Source organism: Nocardioides sp. QY071, from assembly GCF_029961765.1.
Classification (GTDB): domain Bacteria; phylum Actinomycetota; class Actinomycetes; order Propionibacteriales; family Nocardioidaceae; genus Nocardioides.
In genome coordinates this window covers 728,695-754,077 of sequence record NZ_CP124681.1, presented here as the reverse complement: position 1 = coordinate 754,077, position 25,383 = coordinate 728,695, and the positions used below count along the sequence as shown (strand labels likewise).

The 25,383-nt window shown below is 72.3% G+C and carries 26 protein-coding genes; 10 read left to right on the top strand and 16 right to left on the bottom strand.

The window, feature by feature from the left end; translation table 11 throughout:
• Positions 1 to 37: 37 nt before the first annotated feature.
• The 10 genes from QI633_RS03550 to QI633_RS03505 all read right to left on the bottom strand — a co-directional run bounded on the left by QI633_RS03550 (position 38) and on the right by QI633_RS03505 (position 8,350).
• Positions 38 to 427, bottom strand: a complete 390-nt coding sequence (locus QI633_RS03550) for a carboxymuconolactone decarboxylase family protein (protein WP_141800352.1) — start codon at positions 425 to 427, stop codon at positions 38 to 40.
• Positions 424 to 1,242, bottom strand: coding sequence for an NAD(P)-dependent oxidoreductase (locus QI633_RS03545; protein ID WP_282428100.1), 819 nt, complete (start codon positions 1,240 to 1,242; stop codon positions 424 to 426). The genes QI633_RS03550 and QI633_RS03545 overlap by 4 nt, the downstream gene beginning before the upstream one ends.
• Positions 1,239 to 1,994: an SDR family oxidoreductase gene (locus QI633_RS03540; protein WP_282428099.1), complete on the bottom strand. Its 756-nt coding sequence runs from the start codon at positions 1,992 to 1,994 to the stop codon at positions 1,239 to 1,241. Before QI633_RS03540 ends, QI633_RS03545 begins: the two co-directional genes overlap by 4 nt.
• Before the next feature lie 117 nt (positions 1,995 to 2,111).
• Positions 2,112 to 3,569, bottom strand: a complete 1,458-nt coding sequence (locus QI633_RS03535) for an aldehyde dehydrogenase (RefSeq protein WP_282428098.1) — start codon at positions 3,567 to 3,569, stop codon at positions 2,112 to 2,114.
• Positions 3,566 to 4,183 carry a hypothetical protein gene (locus QI633_RS03530; protein ID WP_282428097.1) on the bottom strand — a complete coding sequence of 206 codons (618 nt, stop codon included), beginning with the start codon at positions 4,181 to 4,183 and terminating at the stop codon, positions 3,566 to 3,568. The genes QI633_RS03535 and QI633_RS03530 overlap by 4 nt, the downstream gene beginning before the upstream one ends.
• 1 nt (position 4,184) lies before the next feature.
• A complete protein-coding gene (locus tag QI633_RS03525; RefSeq protein ID WP_282428096.1) occupies positions 4,185 to 4,382 on the bottom strand; it encodes a ferredoxin in 198 nt (65 codons plus the stop codon).
• Positions 4,379 to 5,761: a cytochrome P450 gene (locus QI633_RS03520; protein ID WP_282428095.1), complete on the bottom strand. Its 1,383-nt coding sequence runs from the start codon at positions 5,759 to 5,761 to the stop codon at positions 4,379 to 4,381. Before QI633_RS03520 ends, QI633_RS03525 begins: the two co-directional genes overlap by 4 nt.
• Positions 5,758 to 6,543: an SDR family oxidoreductase gene (locus QI633_RS03515; protein ID WP_282428094.1), complete on the bottom strand. Its 786-nt coding sequence runs from the start codon at positions 6,541 to 6,543 to the stop codon at positions 5,758 to 5,760. The genes QI633_RS03520 and QI633_RS03515 overlap by 4 nt, the downstream gene beginning before the upstream one ends.
• Positions 6,543 to 7,796 carry a cytochrome P450 gene (locus QI633_RS03510; RefSeq protein ID WP_282428093.1) on the bottom strand — a complete coding sequence of 418 codons (1,254 nt, stop codon included), beginning with the start codon at positions 7,794 to 7,796 and terminating at the stop codon, positions 6,543 to 6,545. Before QI633_RS03510 ends, QI633_RS03515 begins: the two co-directional genes overlap by 1 nt.
• Positions 7,796 to 8,350 carry a TetR/AcrR family transcriptional regulator gene (locus QI633_RS03505; protein ID WP_282428092.1) on the bottom strand — a complete coding sequence of 185 codons (555 nt, stop codon included), beginning with the start codon at positions 8,348 to 8,350 and terminating at the stop codon, positions 7,796 to 7,798. The genes QI633_RS03510 and QI633_RS03505 overlap by 1 nt, the downstream gene beginning before the upstream one ends.
• An 89-nt stretch (positions 8,351 to 8,439) precedes the next feature.
• Here QI633_RS03505 and QI633_RS03500 point away from each other — a divergent pair, with 89 nt between their 5' ends.
• Both QI633_RS03500 and QI633_RS03495 read left to right on the top strand, forming a co-directional pair.
• Positions 8,440 to 9,285, top strand: coding sequence for an LLM class F420-dependent oxidoreductase (locus QI633_RS03500; RefSeq protein WP_141800359.1), 846 nt, complete (start codon positions 8,440 to 8,442; stop codon positions 9,283 to 9,285).
• Positions 9,286 to 9,338: 53 nt separating this feature from the next.
• Positions 9,339 to 10,580, top strand: coding sequence for a hypothetical protein (locus QI633_RS03495; RefSeq protein WP_282428091.1), 1,242 nt, complete (start codon positions 9,339 to 9,341; stop codon positions 10,578 to 10,580).
• 6 nt (positions 10,581 to 10,586) lie between these two features.
• Here the strand turns inward: QI633_RS03495 and QI633_RS03490 are convergent, their stop codons facing one another.
• Positions 10,587 to 11,168, bottom strand: a complete 582-nt coding sequence (locus QI633_RS03490; RefSeq protein WP_282428090.1) for a dienelactone hydrolase family protein — start codon at positions 11,166 to 11,168, stop codon at positions 10,587 to 10,589.
• Between the two features lie 132 nt (positions 11,169 to 11,300).
• On the opposite strand from QI633_RS03490, the gene QI633_RS03485 reads away from it, so the two are divergent.
• The gene (locus QI633_RS03485) at positions 11,301 to 13,004 is read left to right on the top strand and encodes a sigma-70 family RNA polymerase sigma factor (protein WP_282428089.1); all 1,704 of its coding nucleotides are present in this window, start codon (positions 11,301 to 11,303) and stop codon (positions 13,002 to 13,004) included.
• A gap of 167 nt (positions 13,005 to 13,171) precedes the next feature.
• Here QI633_RS03485 and QI633_RS03480 read toward each other — a convergent pair whose 3' ends face one another.
• Complete coding sequence (locus QI633_RS03480; protein ID WP_282428088.1) at positions 13,172 to 14,371, bottom strand: saccharopine dehydrogenase NADP-binding domain-containing protein; 1,200 nt, start codon at positions 14,369 to 14,371, stop codon at positions 13,172 to 13,174.
• A 67-nt stretch (positions 14,372 to 14,438) separates the two neighbouring features.
• Here QI633_RS03480 and QI633_RS03475 point away from each other — a divergent pair, with 67 nt between their 5' ends.
• The 5 genes from QI633_RS03475 to QI633_RS03455 all read left to right on the top strand — a co-directional run bounded on the left by QI633_RS03475 (position 14,439) and on the right by QI633_RS03455 (position 18,782).
• Complete coding sequence (locus QI633_RS03475) at positions 14,439 to 14,957, top strand: SigE family RNA polymerase sigma factor (RefSeq protein WP_282428087.1); 519 nt, start codon at positions 14,439 to 14,441, stop codon at positions 14,955 to 14,957.
• Positions 14,954 to 16,954, top strand: coding sequence for a beta-propeller domain-containing protein (locus QI633_RS03470; protein ID WP_282428086.1), 2,001 nt, complete (start codon positions 14,954 to 14,956; stop codon positions 16,952 to 16,954). Before QI633_RS03475 ends, QI633_RS03470 begins: the two co-directional genes overlap by 4 nt.
• Before the next feature lie 32 nt (positions 16,955 to 16,986).
• Positions 16,987 to 17,253 carry a DUF2277 domain-containing protein gene (locus QI633_RS03465; protein ID WP_282428085.1) on the top strand — a complete coding sequence of 89 codons (267 nt, stop codon included), beginning with the start codon at positions 16,987 to 16,989 and terminating at the stop codon, positions 17,251 to 17,253.
• Positions 17,231 to 17,794, top strand: a complete 564-nt coding sequence (locus QI633_RS03460; protein ID WP_282428084.1) for a protein-L-isoaspartate O-methyltransferase — start codon at positions 17,231 to 17,233, stop codon at positions 17,792 to 17,794. Before QI633_RS03465 ends, QI633_RS03460 begins: the two co-directional genes overlap by 23 nt.
• 157 nt (positions 17,795 to 17,951) lie before the next feature.
• The gene (locus QI633_RS03455; protein WP_282428083.1) at positions 17,952 to 18,782 is read left to right on the top strand and encodes a Sir2 family NAD-dependent protein deacetylase; all 831 of its coding nucleotides are present in this window, start codon (positions 17,952 to 17,954) and stop codon (positions 18,780 to 18,782) included.
• Here QI633_RS03455 and QI633_RS03450 read toward each other — a convergent pair.
• Positions 18,769 to 19,455, bottom strand: a complete 687-nt coding sequence (locus QI633_RS03450) for a metal-dependent transcriptional regulator (protein WP_141800369.1) — start codon at positions 19,453 to 19,455, stop codon at positions 18,769 to 18,771. The two genes, QI633_RS03455 and QI633_RS03450, sit on opposite strands and share 14 nt — an antisense overlap.
• Before the next feature lie 60 nt (positions 19,456 to 19,515).
• Between QI633_RS03450 and QI633_RS03445 the strand changes: the two genes are divergently transcribed.
• The gene (locus QI633_RS03445) at positions 19,516 to 20,244 is read left to right on the top strand and encodes a hypothetical protein (protein WP_141800370.1); all 729 of its coding nucleotides are present in this window, start codon (positions 19,516 to 19,518) and stop codon (positions 20,242 to 20,244) included.
• Entirely contained in the window at positions 20,241 to 21,830 is a 1,590-nt protein-coding gene (locus QI633_RS03440) for a glycoside hydrolase family 13 protein (RefSeq protein WP_349016714.1), read from the top strand. The genes QI633_RS03445 and QI633_RS03440 overlap by 4 nt, the downstream gene beginning before the upstream one ends.
• Positions 21,831 to 21,851: 21 nt before the next feature.
• Here QI633_RS03440 and QI633_RS03435 read toward each other — a convergent pair whose 3' ends face one another.
• The 3 genes from QI633_RS03435 to QI633_RS03425 all read right to left on the bottom strand — a co-directional run bounded on the left by QI633_RS03435 (position 21,852) and on the right by QI633_RS03425 (position 25,305).
• Positions 21,852 to 22,313 (bottom strand): MarR family transcriptional regulator, encoded by a 462-nt coding sequence (locus QI633_RS03435; RefSeq protein ID WP_282428082.1) that lies wholly within the window; start codon positions 22,311 to 22,313, stop codon positions 21,852 to 21,854.
• Positions 22,310 to 23,974, bottom strand: a complete 1,665-nt coding sequence (locus QI633_RS03430) for an MDR family MFS transporter (protein WP_260806524.1) — start codon at positions 23,972 to 23,974, stop codon at positions 22,310 to 22,312. The genes QI633_RS03435 and QI633_RS03430 overlap by 4 nt, the downstream gene beginning before the upstream one ends.
• Positions 23,975 to 24,309: 335 nt before the next feature.
• On the bottom strand, positions 24,310 to 25,305 hold the full coding sequence (locus tag QI633_RS03425) for a LacI family DNA-binding transcriptional regulator (RefSeq protein ID WP_282428081.1): 996 nt from the start codon (positions 25,303 to 25,305) through the stop codon (positions 24,310 to 24,312).
• Positions 25,306 to 25,383 lie beyond the last annotated feature (78 nt).

The following is a 25,383-nucleotide window of genomic DNA, read 5'->3' as shown; positions in this document are numbered from 1 at the left end:
GGGTGTGAGCGGGCTCACCGCGCCCATCCGCCGGTTCTCAGGACCCGGCCCTGTTGCGCTTCGCCTTCGCGATCGTGTCCTCGACGATCGAGTTCAGCCGGGCGCCCTGCGGCCAGCCGGCGTAGTGGCTGAGGAAGACCACGATCTCGCGCAGCGCGTCGTCGTCGAGCTCGCCGGCGGCGTGGGCGGCGGGGACCTGGATGCCGAGGACGTCGGCGGCGCCCTGGCCGGCGAGCATGCCGATCAGCAGCAGCCGGCGGTCCCGGTCGCTCAGCCCCGGGCGTTCCCAGATGTCGGCGAAGAGGTGGTCGGCGGTGTAGCGGAAGAAGTCGCCGGTGCCGTCGGTCATGTCGAAGCCGTAGACCTGCTCCATCCTGCGCAGGCCCTTGGCCCGCAGCTCCGGCAGGTCGTCGAACTTGTCACTCATCGCACTCCCAGTCCCTTCCCCAGTCGTGGCAGCGCCTCGCGCGCCACTGGTACGTCGACCCCGAGCTCGTCCGCGAGGGCGATCGCGAAGCCGAGGTCCTTCTCCCCAAGCGCGGCGACGTGGGAGAAGACGCCGTGCCAGAAGTCGTCCTCGGCGATCGGCGCCGTGGTGGTGCGATGCATGATCGCGCCCGGTCCGCCGGTGATCGCGTCGGTATGGCGGACGACCTCGCCGAGCGCGACCAGGTCGAGGCCGGCGGCCTCGGCGAGGCGCTGCGCCTCGGTGACGGCGGTGAACGCGACGAAGTGGATCAGGTTGCGCGCCAGCTTCATCCGGGTGCCGGAGCCGACCGGGCCGGCGTGCACGACCGTGCTGCCCATCGCCTCCAGGGCCGGGCGGGCCACCGCGACGTCGGCCTCCGAGCCGCCGACCATGATCGCCAGGCTGCCGTCGGCAGCACCCATCGGGCCGCCGCTGACGGGCGCGTCGAGCACGCGGCGTCCGTCCGCGGCCAGGGCGGCCGGCGTCTCGGGCGCCACCGTCGAGTGGATCACCACCACCGTCCCCGCAGGTACGTCGGCGGCGACCGCCCGGACCTGGTCGTCGTCGCGCACCATCACGCACACCACGTCCACGTCGAGCTCGGCGACGGAGCCGACGGCACGCGCCCCGGCGGCGACCAGCTCGGCGACCGGGTCGGGCGCGACGTCGTACACCGCCAGGTCGACGGACTCGGCCGCCGCCAACCGCAACGCCATCGGCTTGCCGATGTTGCCGAGGCCGACGAACCCGACCCGGGTCACGGGCCGGTTCACAGCCGGAAGGTCTGGCCGCCGTCGACCGCCAGGATCTGGCCGGTGACCCACGACGCGTCGTCGGAGAGCAGGAACAGCAGGGCGCCGACCATGTCGTCGACCGAGCCCATCCGCTTGATGGCGAGGCTGTTGCGGACGATGTCCTTCGCGGCGTCGCCGGCCTGGGTGCGGGTCGCCTCGGTGTCGGTGGGGCCGGGGGCGATCGCGTTGACCCGGATCCGCTGTCCGCCGAGCTCGTGGGCGAGCTGCTGGGTGAGGCTGTTGATGCCGGCCTTGGCGAGGCCGTAGAAGCCGGAGTAGAGGTACGCCGCCGTCGAGCTCTGGTTGACGATCGCTCCCCCACCGCGCTTGGCGATCTCGGGGTACACCGCGCGCGTCATGACGAGCGCGCCGTCGAGGTTCACCGCCATGAATCTCTTGTAGTAGTCCCAGTCGACGCTGATCAGCAGGTTGAACTCCATGCTGCCGTAGATGGCCGCGTTGTTGACCAGGTGGTCGATGCCGCCGAGCTCATCGACGGACCTTGCGACGAGCGCGTCGGCCGACTCGGCCGAGGAGACGTCACAGGGCACGAAGATCGCGCGACCGCCGTCGGCCTCGATCTGCTTCGCGACCTGCTCCCCCGCCTCAGCGTTGAGGTCCGCGACGACGACCGCCGCCCCCTCGTTCGCCAGCGCCCGCGCATAGGCCTCACCGATGCCCTGGGCCGCGCCGGTCACGACGACGACCTTGTTCTCGAACCGCTTGTTCACTTCATCCCCATCCATCACAAGTTTCACCGGCTGACCGGTGTTTCTCATGCTTGGACGAGGAAGTTTCATCGTCCAAGCGCGAGTTTCACCGGCCGGCCGGTGAAACTCCCACGATGCTCACGCCGGCTCCGCGACGGTCTTCGTCTCCAGGTACTCCTCGAACCCGGCGACGCCCATCTCCCGGCCGATGCCGGACTGCTTGTACCCGCCGAAGGGCGCGTCCGGGCTGAACCACACGCCACCGTTGACGGCGAGGGTGCCGGTGCGGATCCGTGCCGCCACGGCCTTCGCCCGGTCCAGCGAGGCGGAGTCGACCGAGCCCGAGAGCCCGTACGCCGAGTCGTTGGCGATCCGCACCGCGTCGTCGTCGCCGTCGTGCGCGATGACCACCAGCACCGGCCCGAAGATCTCCTCCTGCGCCAGGCGTGAGGAGTTGTCGAGGCCGGCGACGACGGTGGGCTGCACCCAGAAGCCGTCCTGGTCGATGACCGAGCCGCCGGTGGCGAAGGTGCCGCCCTCCTCCAGCGCGATCGAGAAGTACGCCGCCACCCGGTCGCGCTGCACGGCGGAGATCACCGGGCCGCAGATCGCCCCCGGGTCCTGCGGATCGCGCGCACCGATCGACTCCATGGTCGACGCCGCGACGGCGACCGCCTCGTCGTAGCGGTCGCGCGGCACGATCAGCCGGGTCGTGATCGCACAGCCCTGGCCGGCGTGGATGCACGCGGCGAACGCCGTACCTCCCGCCACGGCGGCGACGTCGGCGTCGTCGAGGGCGATCGCGGCGGACTTGCCGCCGAGCTCGAGGAAGACCTTCTTCAAGGTGGGTGCGGCGGCCGCCATGATCGCCTTCCCGACCGCCGTGGAGCCGGTGAACGACACCATGTCGATGCGGGGATCGGACGAGAGCACCGACGCGACCTCGTTGGAGCGCGGCGTGACGACGTTGAGGACGCCCGGCGGGAGGTCGGTGTGCTCGGCGGCGAGCCGGCCCAGCTCGGCCGCCACCCACGGGGTGTCGGGCGCGGGCTTGAGGACGACCGTGCACCCGGCGGCCAGCGCCGGGCCGACCTTCGCGAGGTTGATCTGGGTGGGGACGTTCCACGGCGTGATCGCGGCGACGACACCGACCGGCTCGCGGTGGACGGTCCGGCGCGAGGGGATCCCCATCGGCGAGGCGACCCCCAGGTCGGTCGAGAACGCGTAGGACTCCAGCAGGTCGGTGACCCACTTCAACCCGTCCACGGGTACGTCGAAGCCGGCCGCTCCCATCATGAACCCCGGCATCCCGACCTCGGCCGTCGTCAGGGCCCGGAAGGCGTCGGCGTTCTCGAGCAGTGCCGCGTGCAGCTGGCGCAGGCAGCGCACCCGCAGCTCGCGGTCGGTCGACCAGGTCGACTCGTCGAAGGCGCGGCGGGCGGAGGCGATCGCGGCGTCGACGTCGGCCGCCGTACCGTCCGGTGCGACGCCGATCTCCTGTCCTGTCGCGGGATTGACGATCGGGTACGTCGCCCCGGACGACGCCGCGACCAGCTTTCCGTCGATCAGCTGCTGAGCAGCGGGGGGCAGCGTCACGAGACCGGCTCCTGCGTCACGTAGTCGCCGCGCTCCACCGGCGGCGGCCAGACGGTCGAGGGCAGGTCCTTGCGGCGGTAGTGACCGGGCACGTCGTGGCCGGTCACCGACATCCGCTTGAGCAGGGTGTCGGGCGCCTTGCCGGCCTCGATGATCGACAAGAAGGTGTGCGCGGTCGAGGGCATGTCGAACCAGTCGCGCTGCCAGGCGATCTTGACCTGCCCGGCGTCCGCACCGGAGGTCTGGCGCTCCACGCCGAACCAGGAGCCGCCGAGCCCGAGGATCTCGTACTCCTCCCCGTTGTCGTCGAGGATGCCGGAGCGCTGCTTCCAGAAGCCCACGATCATCGACTTCTGCTCGTCGATGACGGTGCAGACGTAGTCGTAGTGCCAGCCGTCGAGGCCGTCCATCTCGATGCCGATCGCCCAGTCCCGGATCTGGTCGCGGCCGACGGCCATGAAGTGCTCGTCGTGCGAGTACATCCAGCCGTACGTCGCGTCCTGCGCGAACCACTCGGCCATCACTCGCCAGTCGCCGCTCTGCTCGGCCTCCCGGTTGATCTGCAGCCAGGAGTCCCAGAACTCCTCGATCTCGGCCCGCGTCAGGTCACTCATGTCAGTCCTCCTCGATCGAAAGGGCGAAAGCAGGGCAGTACTTCACGGCGGTGGCGACATCGGTACGACGTTCCTCGGCCGGGTGTGGGTCGAGCAGCGTGACGACGTCGGCGTCGTCGTCGAACCCGAACACGTCCGGGGCCTCGCCCTGGCAGAGCTGGTGCCCCTGGCACAGCCCGGTGTCGGCGACGACCCTCATCGCGACGCCCGGCGGCGGTAGCGGACCCGGGCGGGCTGGGCGAGCTGGATGACCATCTTCGTGAAGTCGTCGCGGTAGGAGTCCAGCTCCTGCACCGGCTCGAAGGTGAAGTCGCGCAGGATGACGGAGAAGATCGCCTTCATCTGCATCATCGCGAAGGCGTTGCCGACGCAGCGGTGCTTGCCGGCGCCGAACGGGATCCAGGTCCAGCGGTTCTGCAGGTCCTCCTGGCGCGGGTCGACGTACCGCCCCGGGTCGAAGGAGTCGGCCTTCGGGAAGTCCGCCTCGATCCGGTTCGACACCCGCGGCGAGGCCGCGAGCACCGTGCCGGCCGGGATGGTGCGACCGAGCAGGTCGAAGTCCTCCTGCACGAGCCGCATCAGGATGACCAGCGGCGGGTGCAGCCGCAGGGTCTCCTTGAGCGCCGCCTCCAGCACCGGGATCGACCGCAGTGCCTGGAACGAGACCTCGGACCCGTCGGCGTAGAGCGCGTCCAGCTCGGCGACGACGTCGTCCATCACGGAGGGGTTGCGGAGCAGCTCGATCATCGCCCAGGAGGCCGTGCCCGACGAGGTGTGGTGGCCGGCGAACATCATCGAGATGAAGATGCCGGTGACCATCTCGGCGTCGTACCCCACCGCGATGAGGACGTCGAGCAGATCCCTGTCCTGCTTGGGGATCTCACCCCCCATCGACTCGGCCCGGGCGATCCGCGCCGCGATGATCGCCTGCACCTTCGCGACCAGCTCCTCGCGGGCCTCGTCGCGGATCCGGAAGCTGTCGATGTCGGCGTGCGGGTCGACGTACGCGATGGCGTCGGTGCCGTGCTCGAGGCGGTGGTAGACCTCCGCGAACGACCCGTCGAGCTGCTCGCGGAAGGGCTTGCCGATCAGGCACGACGAGGTCGTGTAGATGGTCAGCTCGGCGAAGAAGTCGAGCAGGTCGATCTCTCCCTCGTCGCCCCAGTCGGCCACCATGCGGCGGATCTCGGCCTCGATCGTCTGCGCGTGCCCACGCATCATGTCGCCGCGCAGGGCCTGGTTCTTGAGCATCTGCTGGCGCTCCTCGGGAGAGGCGTCGAAGACCACGCCCTTGCCGAAGATCGGGGTCATGAACGGGTACGCCGCCGCCTGGTCGAGCACGTCGTCGGGCGCCCGGAAGAAGGCCTCGTTGGCCTCGGCGCCGGTGACGAGCACGACCTGCTTGTCGGCGAGCCGGAACCGGCCGACTTCGCCGCACTCCTCGCGCACCCGGTGGAACAGGGCGATCGGGTCGACCCGCATCTCGGGGAGGTGGCCGGTGCCCTTGATGAGCGCGGGTACGTCGGCGCCCTGGTCGTCGAGGACGGTCGAGACCTCGGGGATGTCGGCGAGGGTCACTTCTTCTCCAGGGGCGCTTCGGGGTTCACGTCGACGGGGCTCAGGTGCACGCCGCGGGGCGCGCTGACGACCGTCGTGATGGCGTCGGCGATCGCGGTGGCCTTGAGGAAGTGGGAGTGGCGGGCGTGACCCCACCTGACCCACTCGGTGAGGACCTTCGCGCCGGCCTCGGCGTCCCAGTCGGAGCCCATCTCCGACCAGGTCGGTCCGGGCCGCACGACCGAGGCCCGGACGCCGGAGCCCTCGAGCTCCATCTGCAGCGCCTCGACCAGCCCCTCCAGCCCGGACTTCGTGGCGCTGTAGCCGCGCATGAACGGCCGTGCTCGCAGGGCGGTGTCGGAGGAGACGAAGACGAGGTCGCCGCGCTGCCGCTCGACCATCCCGGCTCCGAAGGCGCGGACCAGGCGGTGAGCGCCGAGCACGTTGACGTCGAACTCGGCCGCGAGCTGGTCGGTCGTCGCGTCGAGGATCGAGCCGGGGGCGAGCAGGCCGGCGTTGCTGACCACGACCTCGATGTCGCCGAGCACCGCCGTCGCCGCGGCGGCGAACTTCTCGACCGACTCGGTCGACGCCACGTCGAGCGGGTGCACGAAGGCCTCGCCGCCGTCGCCGCGGATCTCCGAGGCCAGCTCCTCGAGCCGGTCGACGCGACGCGCACCGAGCGCGACCGGGAAGCCGGCCGTCGCGAGGGCGCGGGCGGTCTCGGCGCCGATCCCCGATGACGCTCCGGCGACCACGGCGGGGCGGCGGTCGGGGTGGACGGGCTTGCGTGAGGCTCCCATCAGGCGCTCCTCTCCGTGAACGTGACGGGCAGCGAGGCGAAGCCCCGCACGCTGGTGGAGTGCACCCGGACCGCGCGGTCGGCGTGCACCTCGAGGTCGGCGACGCGTCGTACCAGCTCCTCGAGCACCACCCGGGCCTCGAGCCGCGCCAGGTTGGCGCCGAGGCAGAAGTGCCGGCCGGTGCCGAAGCTCAGGATCTGCGACAGCTCGGCCTTCTCGCGGCCGATGTCGAAGACGGTCGGGTCGGTGAACACCCGCTCGTCGCGGTTGGCGCTGCCCAGCAGGACCAGGGCCTTCGAGCCCCCGGGGATCAGCACGCCGCCGACCTCGACGTCCTCCACGACGTAGCGCGCCAGCATCTGGCTGGACGTGTCGTGGCGCAGCGTCTCCTCGATCCACGCCGGCACCAGCGCAGGATCCGCGAGGACCTGCGCCTTCTGCGCCGGGCTCGCGGAGAGGTGGAGGAGCGCGTTGCCGAGCAGCTTGGTGGTGGTCTCGTTGCCGGCCACCACCATGAGGAACAGGAACGCCATGATCTCGCCGTCGGTGAGCCGGTCGCCGTCGACCTCGGCCGCGACCAGGGCGGAGGTGAGGTCCGCGGTCGGCGCCGTGCGGCGCTGGGCGACCATCTCGCCGTAGTAGCCGAAGAGCGCGAAGGAGGCCTCCATGCCGGCCTGCGGTACGTCGCGCACGCCGTCCTCGCGGTGCACGACGAGGTCGGCGAGTCGTCGTACCTCGTCGCGGTCGGTCACCGGCACGCCCATCATCTCGGAGATGACGTCCATCGGGAGCTTGCCTGCGAAGTCGGCGATCCAGTCGGCCTCGCCGTGCTCGGCGTTGGCGGCGAGCGTGCGCGCGAGGTAGCGCTCGGTCAGCGCCTGCACCTGCGGCGTCAGCTCGCGGACCCGGCGCGGGGTGAAGGCGGCCGAGACCAGCTTGCGGATCCGCGACTGCTCGGCGCCGTCGAGTCCGAGGAAGCTCATCACCCGGTGCGCCTCGGGGTTCCACGCCGACGCATCGAGGGAGACGCCCATCCGGTTGGAGAAGACCTCGTCGTTGCGCAGCACGTCGAAGACGTCCTGATGGCGCGAGACCACCCAGATGTCGTCGGCTGGCGCGTGGAAGACGGGCGCCTGGTCGCGTAGCCGCTGGTAGGTCGGGTAGGGGTCGTCCTGGAAGGCGTAGTCGTAGGGGTCGAAGACGAGCTCCGAGGTGGTCGACCGGTCGCCGGTGGTTGAGCCTGTCGAAACCATCAGTTGCCTCGCATGATCACGTCGACGGCGGCGACCAGCCGCTCGGCGATCTGGTCGTAGGTCATCAGTCCCATCCCGGCCTGGAGCAGCGCCCCGGAGAAGGTCAGCACCAGCACCTCGAGGACATCGGGGTCGGCCTCGTCCCCGAGCGCGGTCTCGAAGCGGGACAGGAACTCCGCGCCGATCCGCAGCCGCAGTCGCGCGACGTCGGGGTCGGTGCCGAGCAGCGCCGGGGTCACCGCCGCAGCCAGCTCGGGCTCCTCGACGATCCGCGCGGTGAGCGCCCGCATCGTGGCCTGGAGCCGCTGGGTCGCCGAACCTGCGGCGATCTGGGCGATCTCCGTCGCCGTCAGGTGGCGCCAGAAGAGCTCGGCGAAGAGGTGGTTCTTGGAGGCGAGGTAGGTGTATGCGGTCGCCGGGGAGACCCCCGCCCGCTGGGCGACCGTACGGACCGTCAACGCCTCGTGGCCGACCGCCCGCAGCTCCTCGAGCCCGGCGGCCAGCAGCCTCTCCACCGTCTCGGCCTGCCGGGGGTTCAACCCTTGGCGTGGCATCTCGAACACCTGACTGGACACATGTCCAACATAGGAGACGCATCCGTCGGGCGCAAGACATTTCTTAGAACTCGTTCTAGTTTGTGGGCATGCGCAACGGGATCGTCCTCTTCACCTCCGACCGCGGCATCACGCCGGCCCGACTGGCCCAGGCGGCCGAGGAGCGGGGCTTCGACACGATCTACGTGCCCGAGCACACCCACATCCCGGTCCGTCGCGACGCGCTCCACCCGACCGGCGGCGAGGAACTGCCCGACGACCGCTACCTGCGCACCCTCGACCCGTGGGTCTCGCTCGCGACCTGCGCGGCGGTCACCACCCGGATCGGCCTGTCCACGGCCGTCTCGCTGCCCGTCGAGTCCGACCCGATCACCCTCGCCAAGACGCTCGCGACCCTCGACCACCTCTCCGGCGGCCGGGTCACCGTCGGCGCCGGCTTCGGCTGGAACACCGACGAGCTCACCGACCACCACGTGCCCGCCGCGAAGCGCCGCACCGTGCTGGCGGAGTACCTCGGCGCGATGCGGGCGCTGTGGACGCAGGACGAGGCGTCGTACGACGGCGAGTTCGTCTCGTTCGGCCCGAGCTGGGCCTACCCGAAGCCCCCGCAGGGCCGGATCCCGGTCATCATCGGCGCCGGCGCCGGACCGAAGACGATGAAGTGGATCGCCACCCACGCCGACGGCTGGATGACCACGCCGACCTCGACCGACGTCGCCGCCAGCGCCGGCCTGCTGCGCAAGGAGTGGGCCGAGGCCGGTCGTGAGGGCGAGCCCGACGTCCGGGTGCTGGTCGCGAAGCGGCCCACGGAGGAGGACTTCGCCGACTGGATGGCCGCCGGCGCGTCCGAGCTGATCTGGGGCGTGCCCGACTCCGACGAGTCCGCCGTGCTGACCTACCTCGACAAGATGGCCGCCCGGCTGGGTCTCGTATGAACGGCACCCCATTCGATTTGGTCCCCGAACCGGGCAAATCGCAGCCGATTCGTATGGGGTGCAGCCGGTACGCCGAGCTGAGCCGCGCCGAGCTGGCGACACTGGTTCCCGAGCTGCTGCTCATGGGCCAGCTGATCGACCGCTCCGGCATGGCGTGGTGCATCGCGGCCTTCGGGCGCGAGGAGATGCTGCAGGTCGCGATCGAGGAGTGGGCGGCCGCGTCGCCCATCTACACGCGGCGGATGCAGCAGGCGCTGGGGTACGCGCCCGCCGTACCCGGGCAGGGCGACGTGGTCACCATCTTCAAGGGCCTGCAGCTCGACATCGGCGCTCCGCCGCAGTTCATGGACTTCCGCTACACCGTGCACGACCCGTGGCACGGCGAGTTCCGGCTCGACCACTGCGGCGCGCTGGTCGACGTGGAGCCGATGGGCGCCGACTACGTGCGGGGCATGTGTCACGACATCGAGGACCCGACCTTCGACGCCACCGCCATCGCCACCAACCCGCACGCCCAGGTCCGTCCGATCCACCGGCCGCCGCGCGTGCCCGCCGACCGCAGCCCGCACTGCGCCTGGACCGTGACGATCGACCCCGCCTTCCCCGAGCCGGCGCCGGTGCCGGCGCTGGCCGTCAACGAGCGCTCCCGGGCCGCGCTGCTCGAGCTCGCGCCGATCGACCCCTCCGACGAGGGCCTCGCCGACTACGCCGGACCATTGCTGTCGGACGTCGACTTCGCCGCGTTCTCGCACTCCGCGCTGGTCCGGATCGCCGACGAGGTCTGCCTGCAGATGCACCTGCTGGACCGGGGCTTCACCCTCGCGGTGGCCGAGCGCGTGGAGACCGACGCCGAGCTGCTCAAGCTGCGCCGCAAGCAGCTGACCGGCATCGCCGGCATCGGCGCCGAGCGGCTGGCCCGCGCCCTCGACCTGCCTCGCGACCCCGCAGGCGCTCTGCGCGCGATCTGGCTGCACCCGCTGCTCAACCCGGCGGCGTACGTCGCGGCATCCGCCGACGCGGCCGCGATCACCGTCGCCCCCGGACCTGCCGACGAGGACGCGGCCTGGATCTCCCTGTGCGGCCCCGACTGGCCCGACGCGCTCCGGGCGATCGCCGGCGCCGTCGACCCCCACCTCGACGCCCGGGTCACCGCGTCGCCGCGCGGCGGGTGGCAGGTCGAGGTCGTCGCAGGCGAGGAGCGCCCCGAGGCCGAGGAGGTCGCGGTCACCCGGTTCAGCACGGGTGCGTCGTTCGTGTTCGAGCCGCGCAGGTCGATCCCGATCACCCCGGCCTGAGGCGACTCAACCGAGCTGCGCGAGGAACGCCACCGACCGCTCCAGCACCACACCGGCCGCCGCGGCGTCGTACGTCGGCAGCGAGCTGTCCGTGAACAGGTGACCGTCGGCGGGATAGAGGAACAGCTCGCCCAGCTCGGGCCCGGCCGCCTCGACCAGCTCCTTGGCGGCGGGCAGGTCCTCGGCGAAGAACTCGTCGCCCTCGCCGCCGTGCACCTGGACCGGCACGCCGGCCGGCCAGGGACCGAAGGCCCACTCACCGGTGACGGGGATGCAGGACTCGTAGAGCAGGGCCCCGCGCGCGCCCGGCCGGGTCTGGGCGAGGCGCTGGGCCGCGGCCTCGCCCACGGAGAACCCGGCGTACACCAGCTCGGGCGGCAGGGCCTCGACGGCGCGGTCGGCGCGCGCGTCCAGCTCGTCACCGAGCTCGCGGATCAGGGCCAGGCCGGCGTCGAGGCTGTCGGGGAGGGTGCCGTCGAACAGGTCGGGGCTGTGCACGACGTGTCCGGCGGAGCGCAACGCCTCGGCGAACTCCCGGACGCCGTCGGTGAGCCCGCGGGCGTGGTGGAACAGGACGACCTCGGCCATCTCTTCACTCCTGACGATCGGTGGTGGGGGACCCTGAGGACGCTAGTGGCGACCGGGGACAACCCGGTCCCGGAAAACCTGCAAGTTCTCGATCCGTAGGCGCTCACACCCCTGTGTCCCTACGATCACGCCATGACTGTCTCGGGCCCGCCCGCGGACGACGCGACCCTGGTCGCGGGCGTCCTCGCGGGCGACCGGCACGCCTTCGCCGGGGTCTACGAGCGCTACGCCGACCGGCTGCACGACTTCGCGTACTCGATGCTCCGCAACCGCGAGGAGGCGGCCGACTGCGTGGCGGACTCGTTCGTGCTGATGGCGGAGAAGGTCGGTCAGCTGCGCGATCCGTCACGGCTGCGGCCGTGGTTGTACTCCGTGGTGCGCAACGAGTGCCTGCGCACCCTGCGCGGCCGGGCCCGGGAGGCCCACGACGACGAGTGGCTCGAAGCCATGCCTGACCTCGGGAGCGGGCCGGAGCAGCAGGTCACCGACGCCGCGGTCCGAGACGAGCTGCGCGAGCTGGTCTGGGCGGCGATCGAGGGTCTCAACGACCGCGACCGCGCCCTCCTCGACCTGCACCTGCGCCAGGGCCTCGACGGCGCCGAGCTCGCGGCCGCCATGGACGTGACGACGCAGAACTCCTACGTCATGCTCAGCCGCGCCCGCGACCAGGTCGAGCGCTCGCTCGGGGCGCTGCTCATCGCGCGCCGCGGCAGCGAGCTGTGCGGCGAGCTGTCCGGCATCCTGGGCGACTGGGACGGGCGATTCTCACCGCTGATCCGCAAGCGCGTCGCCCGCCACATCGACGGCTGCGAGACCTGCGAGACCCGCCGCAGGCTGATGGTCAGCCCGCTCGCCCTGCTCGCCGGCGTCCCGGCCTTCGCCGCCCCCGCGGCCCTGCGCGAGCGGGTCCTCGAGGACGAGCGGCTGGTCGCCTACTACGTCGACGACCCGGTGCTGCCCGGTCCGGCCGGAGCCGGAGCGGGCGGTACGACGAGGCGCGTGCTGCTCGTCGTGGGCCTGGTCGTGCTGCTGCTCGGCCTCGGCGGTGCCGCCGGCCTGGCCTGGTGGCCCGACGAGGAGTCGGCGATCGCGACCGACCCGGCGACGAGCAGCTCGCTCCCGACCACGCAGGCGAGCGAGACGACGGCGATCGCCACGGCGACCCCGACGACCGTCGTACCCGCGGATCCGTCGGTTCCCGCGACCACCGACGCGACCCCCACCGATCCCACCAGCGCCACCACCGACGCCACCGTGGCCGCCCCGGGCGACCTCCGCGTCTCGACCCGCACCCTGCGCCTGGGCACCAGGTCCAGCGGCACCGTGCAGCTGCGCAATGCCGGCGGCACCGCGCTGGACTACACCGTGAAGTCGCGGGTGGCGTGGCTGTCGGTGTCGCGGTCGAAGGGGTCCCTGCAGCCCGGCGCGGACTCCGGCCTGTCCGTCACGGCTGACCGCGCCACCCTCGCCGAGGGCAGCAGCACCGGCACCGTCGCGATCGCGTGGTCCGGCGGCACGGTCCTGGTGTCCGTGCACGTCACGGTCGACAACCCGCCCGTGATCGGCGCGATCCAGGTCGGTGGTCCCACCGACTGCTCGGGCCGCGACCTCACGACCACGGTCGGCGACGCGACGCTCCGGTCGGTCCGGGTCGCCTGGAGCGGACCGAGCGGCAACGGCCAGAAGGCGATGACCGGGTCCGGCAGCGGCTGGACGGCGAGCATCGGCCCGTTCCCGATCGGCGGCACCGTCACCGCCACCGTCACCGCGGTCGACGGGGCCGGCCACACCACGACCCGCTCGACGGAGTTCACCACGCTCCCCTGCCCGGGCTGACCAGCCTGCCGCGGCCGTCCATCACTGCTGTAACACGCTGTCCACCCGACTACCCGAGCGTTGTCAGCAGCAGCCACGGCGTGTCGTCGGCGTGTCGTGCTGAGAACCGGCGGCCAGTGCGGTGGACAGCGTGTTACAGCGGGCCGGATCAGCAACGTCGCGGCGGCTCAGCGCCGCTCGAATGTGATCCCCGCCCGCTGCAGCCGACCGAGCAACGCGTCCCCCATCGCGGTGGCGGTGGTGACCTGGCCGGCCACGTTCGGGTTCTCGTCGAGGGCCAGGCACAGCGCGGACTCGGCCAGCATCTTGGCAGTCTCGGTGTAGCCCGGGTCGCCGCCCGACACCCTCGTGCGGACCTTCGCACCGTCCGTCTCGGCGACGAAGTCGACGGTGAACCAGGACTTCTCGCGCCGGCTCGGGGAGGGGCCCTCGCCCTGCGGGACCCGCTTGAGCAGGGCGTTGCGCAGCGGCGGCACCTGGGCGGCGAGGGTCAGGCCGGTGACGCCGACCGCGCCGCCGGCGGCGTACCGCAGGGTCTTGGTGCCGGCGAAGTGGGAGTAGCTGAACGCGGGACCGTACGACGCCAGGTGGGCGCCGCTGCGGGCCACGACGAACGGGTCGATGGTGGGCAGCGGCAGCAGCCAGTAGCCGAGCTCGTGGTCGCGGCGCGGACGTCCGGCGACGGCACGGGAGCGGCGCCCCTCGGGGCGCGGCTCGAGGCGGCGGCGTGCGGTCGAGGCCTCCTTCATCTGCCGGGCGCGGGAGAACGCGGTGAGGGCGGAGTGGAAGGTGCCGCCGGAGAAGCCCGCCCCCGCGCGGACGACGCCGCGCATCGTGACCGGGGTCGTGATCTCGCCACCGACCTCCTCGCTCAGCTCCTTGATCGTGAAGTAGGCGCCCAGGTCGTGCGGGATCGAGTCGAAGCCGCACGAGTGCACGAGGCGCGCACCGGAGCCCTCGGCGGCGGCGTTGTGCTCCACGTAGGTGCGGTCGACGAACTCCGGCTCGCCGGTCAGGTCGACGTAGTCCGTGCCGGCGTTGGCGCACGCGGCGACCAGCGGGCCGCCGTACTCGAGGTAGGGGCCGACCGTGGTCGCCACCACCTTCGTCGTCGCGACCACCTCGGCCAGCGCGTCCGCGTCGGCGGCGTCCGCGACCAGCAGCGGCAGGTCGGCGAGCGCGGCGTTCGCCGGGTTGGCGGCGACGAGGTGGTCGCGGACGGCGGCGAGCTTCTGCTCGTTGCGTCCGGCCAGCGCCCAGCGCAGCCCGGCGGGGGCGTGCTCGGCGAGGTAGTCGGCGGTGAGTCCCCCGGTGAAGCCGGTGGCTCCGAACAGGACGACGTCGTACGGGCGCGTGCTGTCAGCCATGCCCCCACTCTTCCATCGCCCCCGAACCCGATGGAACCCTCCCGGTCCCCTCGCCCGTCATAGGCACGTGGAACCCGACACCGAGGCGACGTACGCCGAGTACGTCCGGCAGAGCTGGCCGAGCCTGGTCCGCGCCGCGGTCTTCCTCGGCGCCCGCCCGCACGAGGCCGAGGACCTCGCCCAGACCACGCTGGTGCGCTGCTACACCGGTTGGGGGAAGGTCAGCAGCGCGGACAACCGCGATGCGTACGTCTACCGGATGCTGCTCAACTGCCTGCGCGACGTGCGTCGTACCCGCTGGTGGAAGGACCGGCAGTACGACGCCCCCCTCGACGGGCCGCGCACCGCGGAGCCCGACGCCACCGACCGGGTGGCCGTCGCCGACGCCGTGCACCGCGCCCTCGGCGCGCTGAGCAAGCCCAACCGCGAGGTGGTCGTGCTGCGGTACTTCGTCCAGCTCACCGAGCGCCAGACCGCAGAGGCGCTCGGCATCCCCGCCGGCACGGTCAAGAGCCGGCTGTCCCGCGCGCTGGCGCACCTCGCCGCCGACGACCACCTCCTCGACCTCACCGGAGGCACCAGGTGACCGACCTCGAACGACTCTGGGACGACTACCCCACCGACCCCGCGCCGGTGGGCGCGATCCTCGCCGCCACGGCCTCGCGACCGCACCGCCGGCTGCTGGTGCGCCCGGTGCTGACCGCCGCCGCGGTGATGGCCCTCGCCGGCGCGTTCGTCGCCGGCACGCTCGTCGACGGCGGCGGGGGCGACGGGCCGGCCGCGGGACCGGGAGGCCCGGGCACCCTGCCCCGCCATGTCGCCTTCCAGGCCGACCTGGAGCCGGCGGCGTCGTGCGAGGACCTGCGGACGTCGTACGTCGACCGGGCACTGCAGGTCGTCGGCCCGTGGGGCTGGGGCGGCCCGATCATGTACGCCGAGGGCGGCGACCTCCTGCGCAAGCAGGTGGAGGTGCCCGAGATGGCGGACTCGGCTGCCTCGGGCGCTGCCCGGACCCCGCAGACCGAGCGGCAGACCAGCAGCGAGACCGGCACCAACGTGCAGGAGGCGGGCGTCGACGAGCCCGACACGGTCAAGACCGACGGCAAGATCATGGTCGTGGTGCGCCACGAGCGCCTCGACGTGTACGACGTCGCCGGCTCCTCGACCGCGAAGGTCTCCTCGGTCTCCCTCCCCCGCGTCGACGACACCGAGATCCTGCTGGCCGGCGACACCGTCGTCGCCCTCGGCCGTGACGCCGGCAGCACCCCCGAGACACCCGGCACCCGGGTGCTGACGGTCTCCCTCGCCGACCCGGCCGCGCCGAAGGTCGTCGACGACGTCAGCTACGACGCCGACCGGCTCTCGGTGCGCCAGCACGGCGAAACGGTCCGCCTGGTCCTCGCCAGCGGCCTGCCCGACCTCGACTTCGTCGAGCCGACCGGCAAGCGCAGCGAGGACGAGGCGCTCGCCCACAACCGCAAGGCGGTCGAGGACAGCACCCTCGAGGACTGGCTGCCCACCGTCACCGCCGGCGACGCCAAGCCCCGCCAGCTGCTCGACTGCCGCGACGTCGCGCTCGCGCCCGACGAGCTGGCCCTCGGCACCACCAGCGTCGTCGGCTTCGACGCCGGCTCCGCGGACCGGCTCGACGCGATCGGGCTGAGTGGCCTCACCGACATCGCCTACGAGTCGGCCGACCACCTCTACCTCGCCAGCGCGGGCGCCGGCGCGTGGGGCTGCACCGACTGGTGCGGTGCCGCGGTGGACCGGACGATGCGGGTGTTCCCCGGCGGCGGGACCGCCGGGTCGTCGTACCTCTTCGACTTCGCGCTCGACGGCACCCGCGCCACCCACGTCGCCTCCGGCGAGGTCGAGGGCGCGATCCGCGACCGGTGGTCGCTGGACGAGGCCGGCGGCGTGCTCCGGGTCGCCGTCGGGCCGACCAGCGAGACCGGCAACTTCAGCTCGGTGCTCACCTTGGCCCGGCAGGGCAAGGAGCTGGTCGAGCGCGGTCGCCTCGACGGCCTGGGCCGCAACGAGGAGATCCAGTCGGTGCGCTGGTTCGACGACCTCGCCATCGTGGTGACCTTCCGCCGCCGGGACCCGCTGTACGCCGTCGACCTCACCGACACCGCCGCTCCCCGCCTGCTCGGCGCGCTCAAGATCCCCGGCTTCTCGTCGTACCTCCACCCGCTGGGGCGGGCCCGCCTGATCGGCGTCGGCGAGGGCCCTGGCCCCGGCGGCTGGGGCGCCCAGGTCGGCCTCTTCGACGTCCGCGACACCACCCGGGTCTCCCGCCTCGACGTGCTGTCGTACGGCCGCAACACCTCGGCCCTCGCCGGCGCCGACCCCCGCGCCTTCACCTGGCTGCCCGACCACCGCACCGTGCTGACGGTCGTCGAGAAGTGGAGCAGCCGTCGCGTGGGCTACGTGTCGGTGCTCAAGCTCGCCGGCGGGAAGCTGCACGAGCGTCGGATCAAGGTGGAGTACGGCGGCGACGTCGACCAGGTGCGCACGGTCCCCCTGCCCGACGGGCGGGTCGTGCTGGTCACCGGGGAGGACGCGCAGTTCCTCGAGCTGTGATCCCCGGCCAGGCCTCGGCGTACGGTGGAGCCATGTGCCGCAACATCCGCCCGCTCAACAACTTCGAGCCTCCGGCCACCCGCGACGAGGTGACCGCGGCGGCGCTGCAGTTCGTCCGCAAGGTGAGCGGTACGACGAAGCCCAGCCAGGTCAACCAGGCGGCGTTCGACCAGGCGGTCGCGGAGATCGCCCACATCACCCAGCACCTCCTCGACGACCTGGTGACGACGGCGCCGCCGAAGAACCGGGAGGCCGAGGCCGAGAAGGCGCGTGCGCGTGCCCGGCTCCGCTACGGCTGATCGCCGTATCGACGACGCGTTCGCGGCGGTCCCGCGCGAGCGCTTCCTGCCGCCCGACCAACGGCGGTTCGCGGCGGTCGACCGGGCCCTGCCGCTGGGGTACGACGTCACGAACTCCCAGCCGACCACGGTCCGCGACATGCTCACGCTGCTCGGCGTCCAGCCCGGGGACCGGGTGCTCGACGTGGGGTGCGGGTCCGGATGGTCGACGGCGCTGCTCGCCCACCTGACCGGGCCGACGGGGTACGTCGTCGGGGTCGAGCTGGTGCCCGAGGTGCTGGCCATGGCGCTCGGCAACCTGCGTCCCCGTCGCCCGAACGTCGAGCTGCACCTCGCCGACCCCGCGGTGCTCGGCTGGCCCGCGCAGGCGCCGTACGACCGGGTCCTGGTGTCGGCCGATGCCGCCACCCTCCCCAACGCGCTGGTCCGCCAGGTCCGGCCGGATGGGGTCCTGGTCGGGCCGGTCGCGGGCGAGATGCTGCGGGTGGAGCGGCACGGCCGCTACGTGTTCGTGCCGCTCCTGCAGAGACCACCCGGGTGAAGCCCGACTGCTGCGCGCCGCGATGCACGCACGCTGGCTACGTTGACGTCGCTCGATGGGCGGCCGAGCACGTCTTCGCTCCGCCGCCTTGCCATCGCACGCGCCTCGCGACGCTCGCGACGCCGCCCTTCACCCGGGTGGTCTCTACGATGGAGCGGTGACGCTCGTCGGCCGACGCGACCCCGCGCTCGAGCGCTGCGCGTCCGGCCCACTCGTCGTGCTGACCGGTGCCGGCCTGTCCACCGATTCGGGCATCCCCGACTACCGCGGCCCGGGCGCGCCGGCGCGGATGCCGATGACCTACCAGGAGTTCGTGTCCGGGCCGGCGGCACAGCAGCGGTACTGGGCACGCAGCCACCTCGGCTGGTCCCGGATGCGCCGCGCCGAGCCCAATGCCGGGCACCGCGCCGTCGCCGCGCTCGGGGCCGACCTGGTCGTCACCCAGAACGTCGACGGCCTCCACGAGGCGGCCGGTACCCGTGACCTCGTCGCACTGCACGGCCGGATCGCCGACGTGGTCTGCCTGGCGTGCCGTCGTACGACGCCCCGGGCCACGCTCCAGCAGCGGCTCGAGGACGCCAATCCCGGCTGGGCCGCCCGGCACGCGGACGTCACCGTGCGCCCCGACGGCGACGTCGACCTCGAGGAGACCGCGGACTTCGTCGTCCCCGCCTGCGCGGACTGCGGCGGCCCGCTCAAGCCGGACGTCGTGTTCTTCGGCGAGAACGTCCCGAAGCCGCGGGTCGAGCGCTGCTACGCCGCGGTCGAGGCCCTCGCCGCGACCGGCGGCACGCTGCTCGTCGCCGGGTCGAGCCTGACCGTGATGAGCGGGCTGCGGTTCGTGCGCCGGGCCGCGCAGCGCGGCATCGACATCGTCATCCTCAACCGCGGCGCGACCCGCGGCGACGACCTGGCCACCCACAAGGTGGAGGCGGGGACGAGCGAGTGGCTGACCGCGCTCGCCGACGTGCGGCTCAGAGCTTCTTGACGAAGATGTGGTCGGCCGCCTCCGGGAAGATCTCGGCGGTCTCTCCGCCGGCACCCACGAGCACGCCGTCGGCGGTGGCCTGGATCGTGATCGTCTTGTCGGGCAGCGCGCCGACCCGGCGCATCGCACTCATCAGCGAGTCGTCCTTCTGCATCTCCTCGGAGATGCGGCGTACGACGGCGCGGGCGGTCTCGGGCCCGGCAGCCTTGGAGAGCGGCTCGACGTCGGCCATGAAGTTCTCGCCGAGGGCGTCCTGGCCGAGCTCGCCGAGGCCCGGGATCGGGTTGCCGTAGGGCGACTCGGTCGGATGGCCGAGCAGCTCGATCAGGCGGCGCTCGACGGTCTCGGACATGACGTGCTCCCAGCGGCACGCCTCCTCGTGGACCAGCTCCCAGTCGAGGCCGATCACGTCGGTGAGCAGGCGCTCGGCCAGGCGGTGCTTGCGCATCACGCGGGTCGCGAGGCGGGTGCCCTCGTCGGTGAGCTCCAGGTGCCGGTCGCCCTCGACGGTCAGCAGGCCGTCACGCTCCATGCGGGCCACCGTCTGCGACACCGTCGGCCCGCTCTGGTGCAGGCGCTCGGCGATGCGCGCCCGCAGCGGGACGATGCCCTCCTCGATCAGCTCGTAGATCGTGCGGAGGTACATCTCGGTGGTGTCGATGAGATCGCTCACCCGCCTATTCTGACCCATTAAGAGAAAGGCCGCGAACCAGCGGCCTGCAATGCTGGACCGGTGACCGCGTCCTCCTCGCTGCCGCCCCTGATCGTCCCCCACCGCTTCAACGGACCGCCCCGCTCCGGCAACGGCGGCTGGACCTGCGGAGCCCTCGCCGCCACGCTGCCGGCCCAGGGCATCGGTACGGCGGTCACCGTCACGTTGCGCCTGCCCCCACCGCTCGACGTACCGATGCCGGTGCTCGCGACCGCGGCCGGGGCGACGCTCACCCGCGACGGGCAGGCCGTCGCCGAGGCGGTGTACGCCGAGACCCGGCCGGTCCCGGTCGCGCCGGTCTCGGCCGCGGCCGCCGCGGAGGCCGAGACCCGTTACCTGGGCCACCGCTCGCACCCCTTCCCCACCTGTTTCGCCTGCGGGCCGGACCGCCGGGTCGGCGACGGGCTGCGGATCTTCGCCGGAACGGTCGCCCCGGGCGACGCCGACGACCAGCGGGTCGCGGCCACCTGGACGCCGTACGAGAGCGCGGTGCCGATCGCCTGGGCCGCGCTCGACTGCCCGGGCGGCTGGGCCAGCGACCTCGAGGGCCGGCCGTCCGTGCTCGGCCAGATGACCGCCGAGCTGCTCAGCCTGCCGCGGACCTCGGAGCGGTACGTCGTCGTCGGCGAGCTGCGCGGCATCGACGGCCGCAGGACGTTCACCGCGGCGACCATCTACGGCCCCCACGACGAGGTGGTCGCGACCGCCGAGCACACCTGGATCACCGTCGACCCGGAGGCCTTCCGGTGAGCGGCCCCGAGCGGAGCCACCCGTGGTGGTACGACGCCGTCGTCTACCAGGTGTACGTCCGCAGCTTCGCCGACGCGATGCCGGCGCCCGGCGACGGGATCGGCGACCTGCCCGGCATCACCTCGCGGTTGCCGTACCTGCGCGAGCTCGGCGTCGACGCGCTGTGGATCACGCCGTTCTACACCTCACCGCAGAAGGACCACGGCTACGACGTCGCCGACTACACCGACGTCGACCCGCTCTTCGGCACCCTCGATGACATCGACCGGCTGCTGGAGACCGCCCACGGGCTCGGCCTGCGGGTGATCGTCGACCTGGTCCCGAACCACACCTCCGACCAGCACGCCTGGTTCCGAGCCGCGCTGGCCGCGGCTCCGGGATCGAAGGAGCGGGCCCGCTACATCTTCCGCCCGGGACGGGGGAAGGACGGCGCCGAGCCGCCCAACAACTGGGACTCGATCTTCGGCGGGCCCGCGTGGACGCGGGTGCCGGACGGCGAGTGGTACCTCCACCTCTTCGACACCTCCCAGCCCGACCTCGACTGGCGCAACCCGGAGGTTGGCGACATGTTCGAGGGGGTGCTGCGGTTCTGGCTCGACCGCGGGGTCGACGGGTTCCGGGTCGATGTCGCGCACGGGCTCTACAAGGAGGCCTCGCTGCGCGACCAGGTCCGGCCGAAGAAGGCGAAGAAGTCGGCTGAGTCCATGGTCGAGCGGGTCCTCAACGACGAGCCGATGTGGGACCAGCCCGAGGTGCACGACGTCTACCGGCGCTGGCGCGAGGTGCTCGACTCCTACCCCGGCGACCGGATGGCCGTCGCCGAGGCGTGGACCCAGACCGCCGCGTCGATGGCGATGTTCATCCGTCCCGACGAGCTGCACCAGGCGTTCAACTTCGGCTGGCTCGGCACCCCGTGGTCGGCCGAGGCGTTCGCCGAGGTCGTCAACGACTCGATCGCCGCCGTCGCCGCGGCCGCATCGGCGCCCACCTGGGTGCTGTCGAACCACGACGTGGAGCGGCACCCGACCCGGTACGGCGGCGGTCCGGTCGGCCTCGCCCGCGGCCGCGCGGCCACGCTGGCGATGCTGGCGCTGCCCGGGTCGGCGTACCTCTACCAGGGGGAGGAGCTCGGCCTCGAGCAGGTCGACGTGCCGCCCGAGGCGCGGCAGGACCCGTCCTGGTTCCGCACCGGCAAGCCCGGCCGCGACGGCTGTCGGGTGCCGCTGCCGTGGTCGGGCGACGCGCCGCCGTACGGCTTCGGCGGGCCGGCCGGCACCCAGCCGTGGATCCCCCAGCCCGCCGACTGGGCGCCGCTGACGGTCGCGGCCCAGGACGCCGACCCCGACTCGACCCTGGCGTTCTACAAGCGCGCACTCACCGCGCGACGCGAGGTCTTCGCCGGCGCCGACGAGGAGACGGTCGCGCACGTGGACGGCGACGTGCTCGTCGTACGACGGGCGGGGGTGAGCGTCGTCCTCAACGCCGGGACCTACCCCGCCGCCCTGCCCGAGGGCGAGGTGCTCATCAGCAGCGGGCCGCTGCCCGGCGGCGTGCTGCCGCCGGACACCGCCGCCTGGATCCGCTGAGCCCGCCGCGGGCCTGGAAGGTCAGCGATCGGCGGGGATGCCGAGCGCGTCGTTGTAGCGCCGCAGGGACACCGCGAACTCCTGGAGCTCCTCGACCGGCCACTCCCCCAACCGCTCGGCGAGCTGCTCGCGGCGCTGCTCGGCGACCGCCTCGAGGCGTCGTACGCCCTCCTCGCTGACGCTGAGCAGCGTCGCCCGGCCGTCCTCCGGGTCGGGCGCCCGGTCGACCAGGCCGAGGTCGATCAGGTGCTGCACCTGCCGGCTGATCGCGCCCTTGTCGATCTCGAAGACCGCGCACATCGCCGAGGCGCGCAGCGGCCCGTGGTCACGGACGTAGCTGAGCATGAGGTACGACGACGGCAGCAGGTCGGGATGGACCGCCCGGGCCCGCTCGCCGATCACCCGGCGTACCCGGCGGATCAGCACGCCGACCTCGATCTCGAGGTCCTTGAGCGCCTCGCCGCGGGCGAGCGTCGCGGTCATCGCCGCTCGCCCTTCGCGGCCGCACCCTCCACCTCGTAGCCCGGGTAGTCGACCGGCTCGCCGCTGGCGACCAGGGCGGCCTCGACCTCCGACTCGGCGACGCTCGGGCCGGTGGAGGTCCGCAGCGGGACCTCCTTGATGAACAGGATGCACAGGAAGGCGACCACGGCGAACGGCACGGCGACCAGGAACAGGTGACCGACCGCGTCGCCGAAGGAGGCCTCGTAGAGGGACCGGATCGGGGCCGGGAGGTCGGCCAGCTTGGGGATGTCGCCGGTGGAGTGCTGCATCGCGGCGAGCTGCTCCTGGCTGATCTTCCCGGCCCGGACGAGTGCCTCGATGCCGTTCGTGACGCCGCTGGTGACCTGGTGGGCGAGCACCGCGCCGAGGGCCGCGACACCGGCGGAACCGCCGATGGAGCGGAACATCGCGACGACCGAGCTGGCCGCGCCGAGGTCCTCGACGGCGACGTTGTTCTGCACCGACAGGACCAGGTTCTGCATGGTGGCGCCGAGGCCGATGCCGACCAGCGCCATGTAGCTGCCGACGACGACCAGCGGGGTGTCGACGTCGATGGTGCCGAGCAGGGCGATGCCGGCGATGACGAAGATCATGCCGCCGACCAGCCAGCGCTTCCACAGACCGGTCTGGGTGATGATCCGGCCGCTGACGATGCTGGAGACGAGCAGGCCGCCGACCATGCAGACCGACATCAGACCGGCCTCGGTGGGGCTCATGCCGCGGGCGAGCTGGAAGTACTGGCTCAGGTAGACGGTCGCGCCGAACATCGCGACACCGATCATCACCGAGGCGGCGGTGGCCAGCGCGGTGGTGCGGTCACGGAACAGGCGCAGCGGGATCACGGGCTCGCTGGCGACCTTGGCCTCGACCCACAGCGCGCCGCCGATCAGGGCCAGGCTGCCGACGACGAGCCCCGCGGACATCCCGGAGATCCAGTCGAAGTTGGTGCCGGCGAGGCTGACCCAGACCAGGATCAGGCTGATGCCGGCCATGATCAGGGTGGCTCCGAGGTAGTCGATCTTGACGTCGCGCTTGATGGTCGGCAGGTGCAGGGTCTTCTGGAGGACGACGAAGGCGATCGCGGCGATCGGGATGCCGACGATGAAGCAGCCGCGCCAGCCCATCGGGCTGTCCACGATCAGGCCGCCGAGCAGCGGGCCGCTGACCGTCGCGGTCGCGAAGACGGCGCCGATGTAGCCGCTGTAGCGGCCGCGCTCACGCGGCGAGACCATCGAGGCGATAACGACCTGGACCAGTGCGGTCAGACCGCCGACGCCGAGTCCCTGGAAGGCGCGCGCGCCGATCAGCACGCCCATGCTGGGCGCCACCGCGGCGACGACCGAGCCGGCCGAGAAGATCACCAGTGCGACCTGCACCAGCAGCTTCTTGCTGAACAGGTCGGCGAGCTTGCCCCAGATCGGGGTGGTCGCCGTCATGGTCAGCAGCGTCGCGACCACGACCCACGTGTAGCCGGTCTGGCTGCCGTGCAGGTCGGTCACGATCGCGGGGAGGGCGTTGCTCACCACGGTGCTGGAGAGCATCGCCACGAACATCGCGAGCAGCAGCCCGGTCAGGGCCTCCAGGATCTCGCGGTGGGTCATCTGGCCCGGTTCGGCGGTGGCCGACGGAGCGTTCGTCATCGAGTCGTCATCTCTTCTCGTCATCACCCGAATGGTTGTCGTAGATCAACCATATGCCAGATGGTTGACGACGGCAACTTTCTGTGACGCGGGAGACAGCGAGGGCGACAAAAATGCAGCGACCCGCAGGTGCGGTCCTCGGACCGGGCCGGGGGACGATCCCGGTTTCACCTGCGGGTCGGGTGGCTGCGTTGGTTTCGCGCGCAGCCCGTCGGAACTGCATGGGCTGCTAGCGGGCAGCCACCTCACGCGTCCTGGAAGAACTCATTCTTCGGACCACCTCCTTTCCCGTGTGCGACAACGGTAGGTCGCCGATCCGCCGCGCACAACGGCATTTACGAAGGCGATCCAGGGCGCGGGCCGGTCGACTCGCGCACCCGCAGCTGCGTGGGTACGACGACCGAGGCCGGCGTACCGGAGGGCGGGCGAAGCAGCAGCTCGACGGCGCAGGCGCCGGCGTCCTCGGTGCGCTCGGCGAGCGTGGTGAGCGCGGGCTGGCAGAAGTCGGCGCCGAACATGTCGTCGAAGCCGACCACGCTGACCTCCTCGGGCACGCGCACACGACGCGCAGCCAGCCGCCGGAGCACGCCGATGGCGAGCATGTCGTTGTGGCACACGACGGCGTGCGCGCCGGCGGCGAGGGCCGCGTCCGCGGCGGCGGGACCACCCTGGAGCGTGGGCAGGTACGGGCCCAGTCGGCGCGCGCCGACGCCCGCGTCCGCGGCGGCGGCCTGCAGGCCGGCCCAGCGCCGGGCGCCGGACCAGGACTCGTGCGGCCCGCCGAGGAACACCAGGGACCGGTGCCCCAGCGAGACCAGGTGATCGACGATCTGCCGGGTGCCGGCGTCGTAGTCGGCGACGACCGAGGGCACCCCAGGGAGGGTGCGGTTCACCAGAGCGAGGCGGTTTCGCGCCCCCGCCGCGGCGAGGTCGTCGTCGGTGCCACGGGCGGCCGCGACCACGATCCCGTCGACCGCCGGCCCCAGCCGGGCGATCAGCTCGCCCTCCTTGGCCGCGCTCTCCTGGGTGTCGCCGAGAACCAGCGTCTTGCCGGCCGCCGCGGCCGCGCGCTCCGCACCCTTGATCGCGCCGGCGAAGTAGGGGTTGGTGATGTCGGGGACGAGCAGTGCGTAGGTGTGGGTGCGGCCCGAGCTCATCGCGCGGGCGCTCGGGTTCGGCACGTAGCCGAGGCGGGCGGCGACCTCGAGGATGTGCTCGCGCGTGGTCGCGTTGACGCGGCCCGGGGTGCTCAGCGCGCGCGACACGGTGGAGGTCGCGACACCCGCGGACTCGGCGACGTCGGTGATGGTGACCCGCTTCGGAACTGCCACGGCAGCAGTCTATGGCAAGAAATGGCAACCGATTGCCATGTGACCGGCGCCACTCGTAGCGTCCTGCGCAGTTCGCGT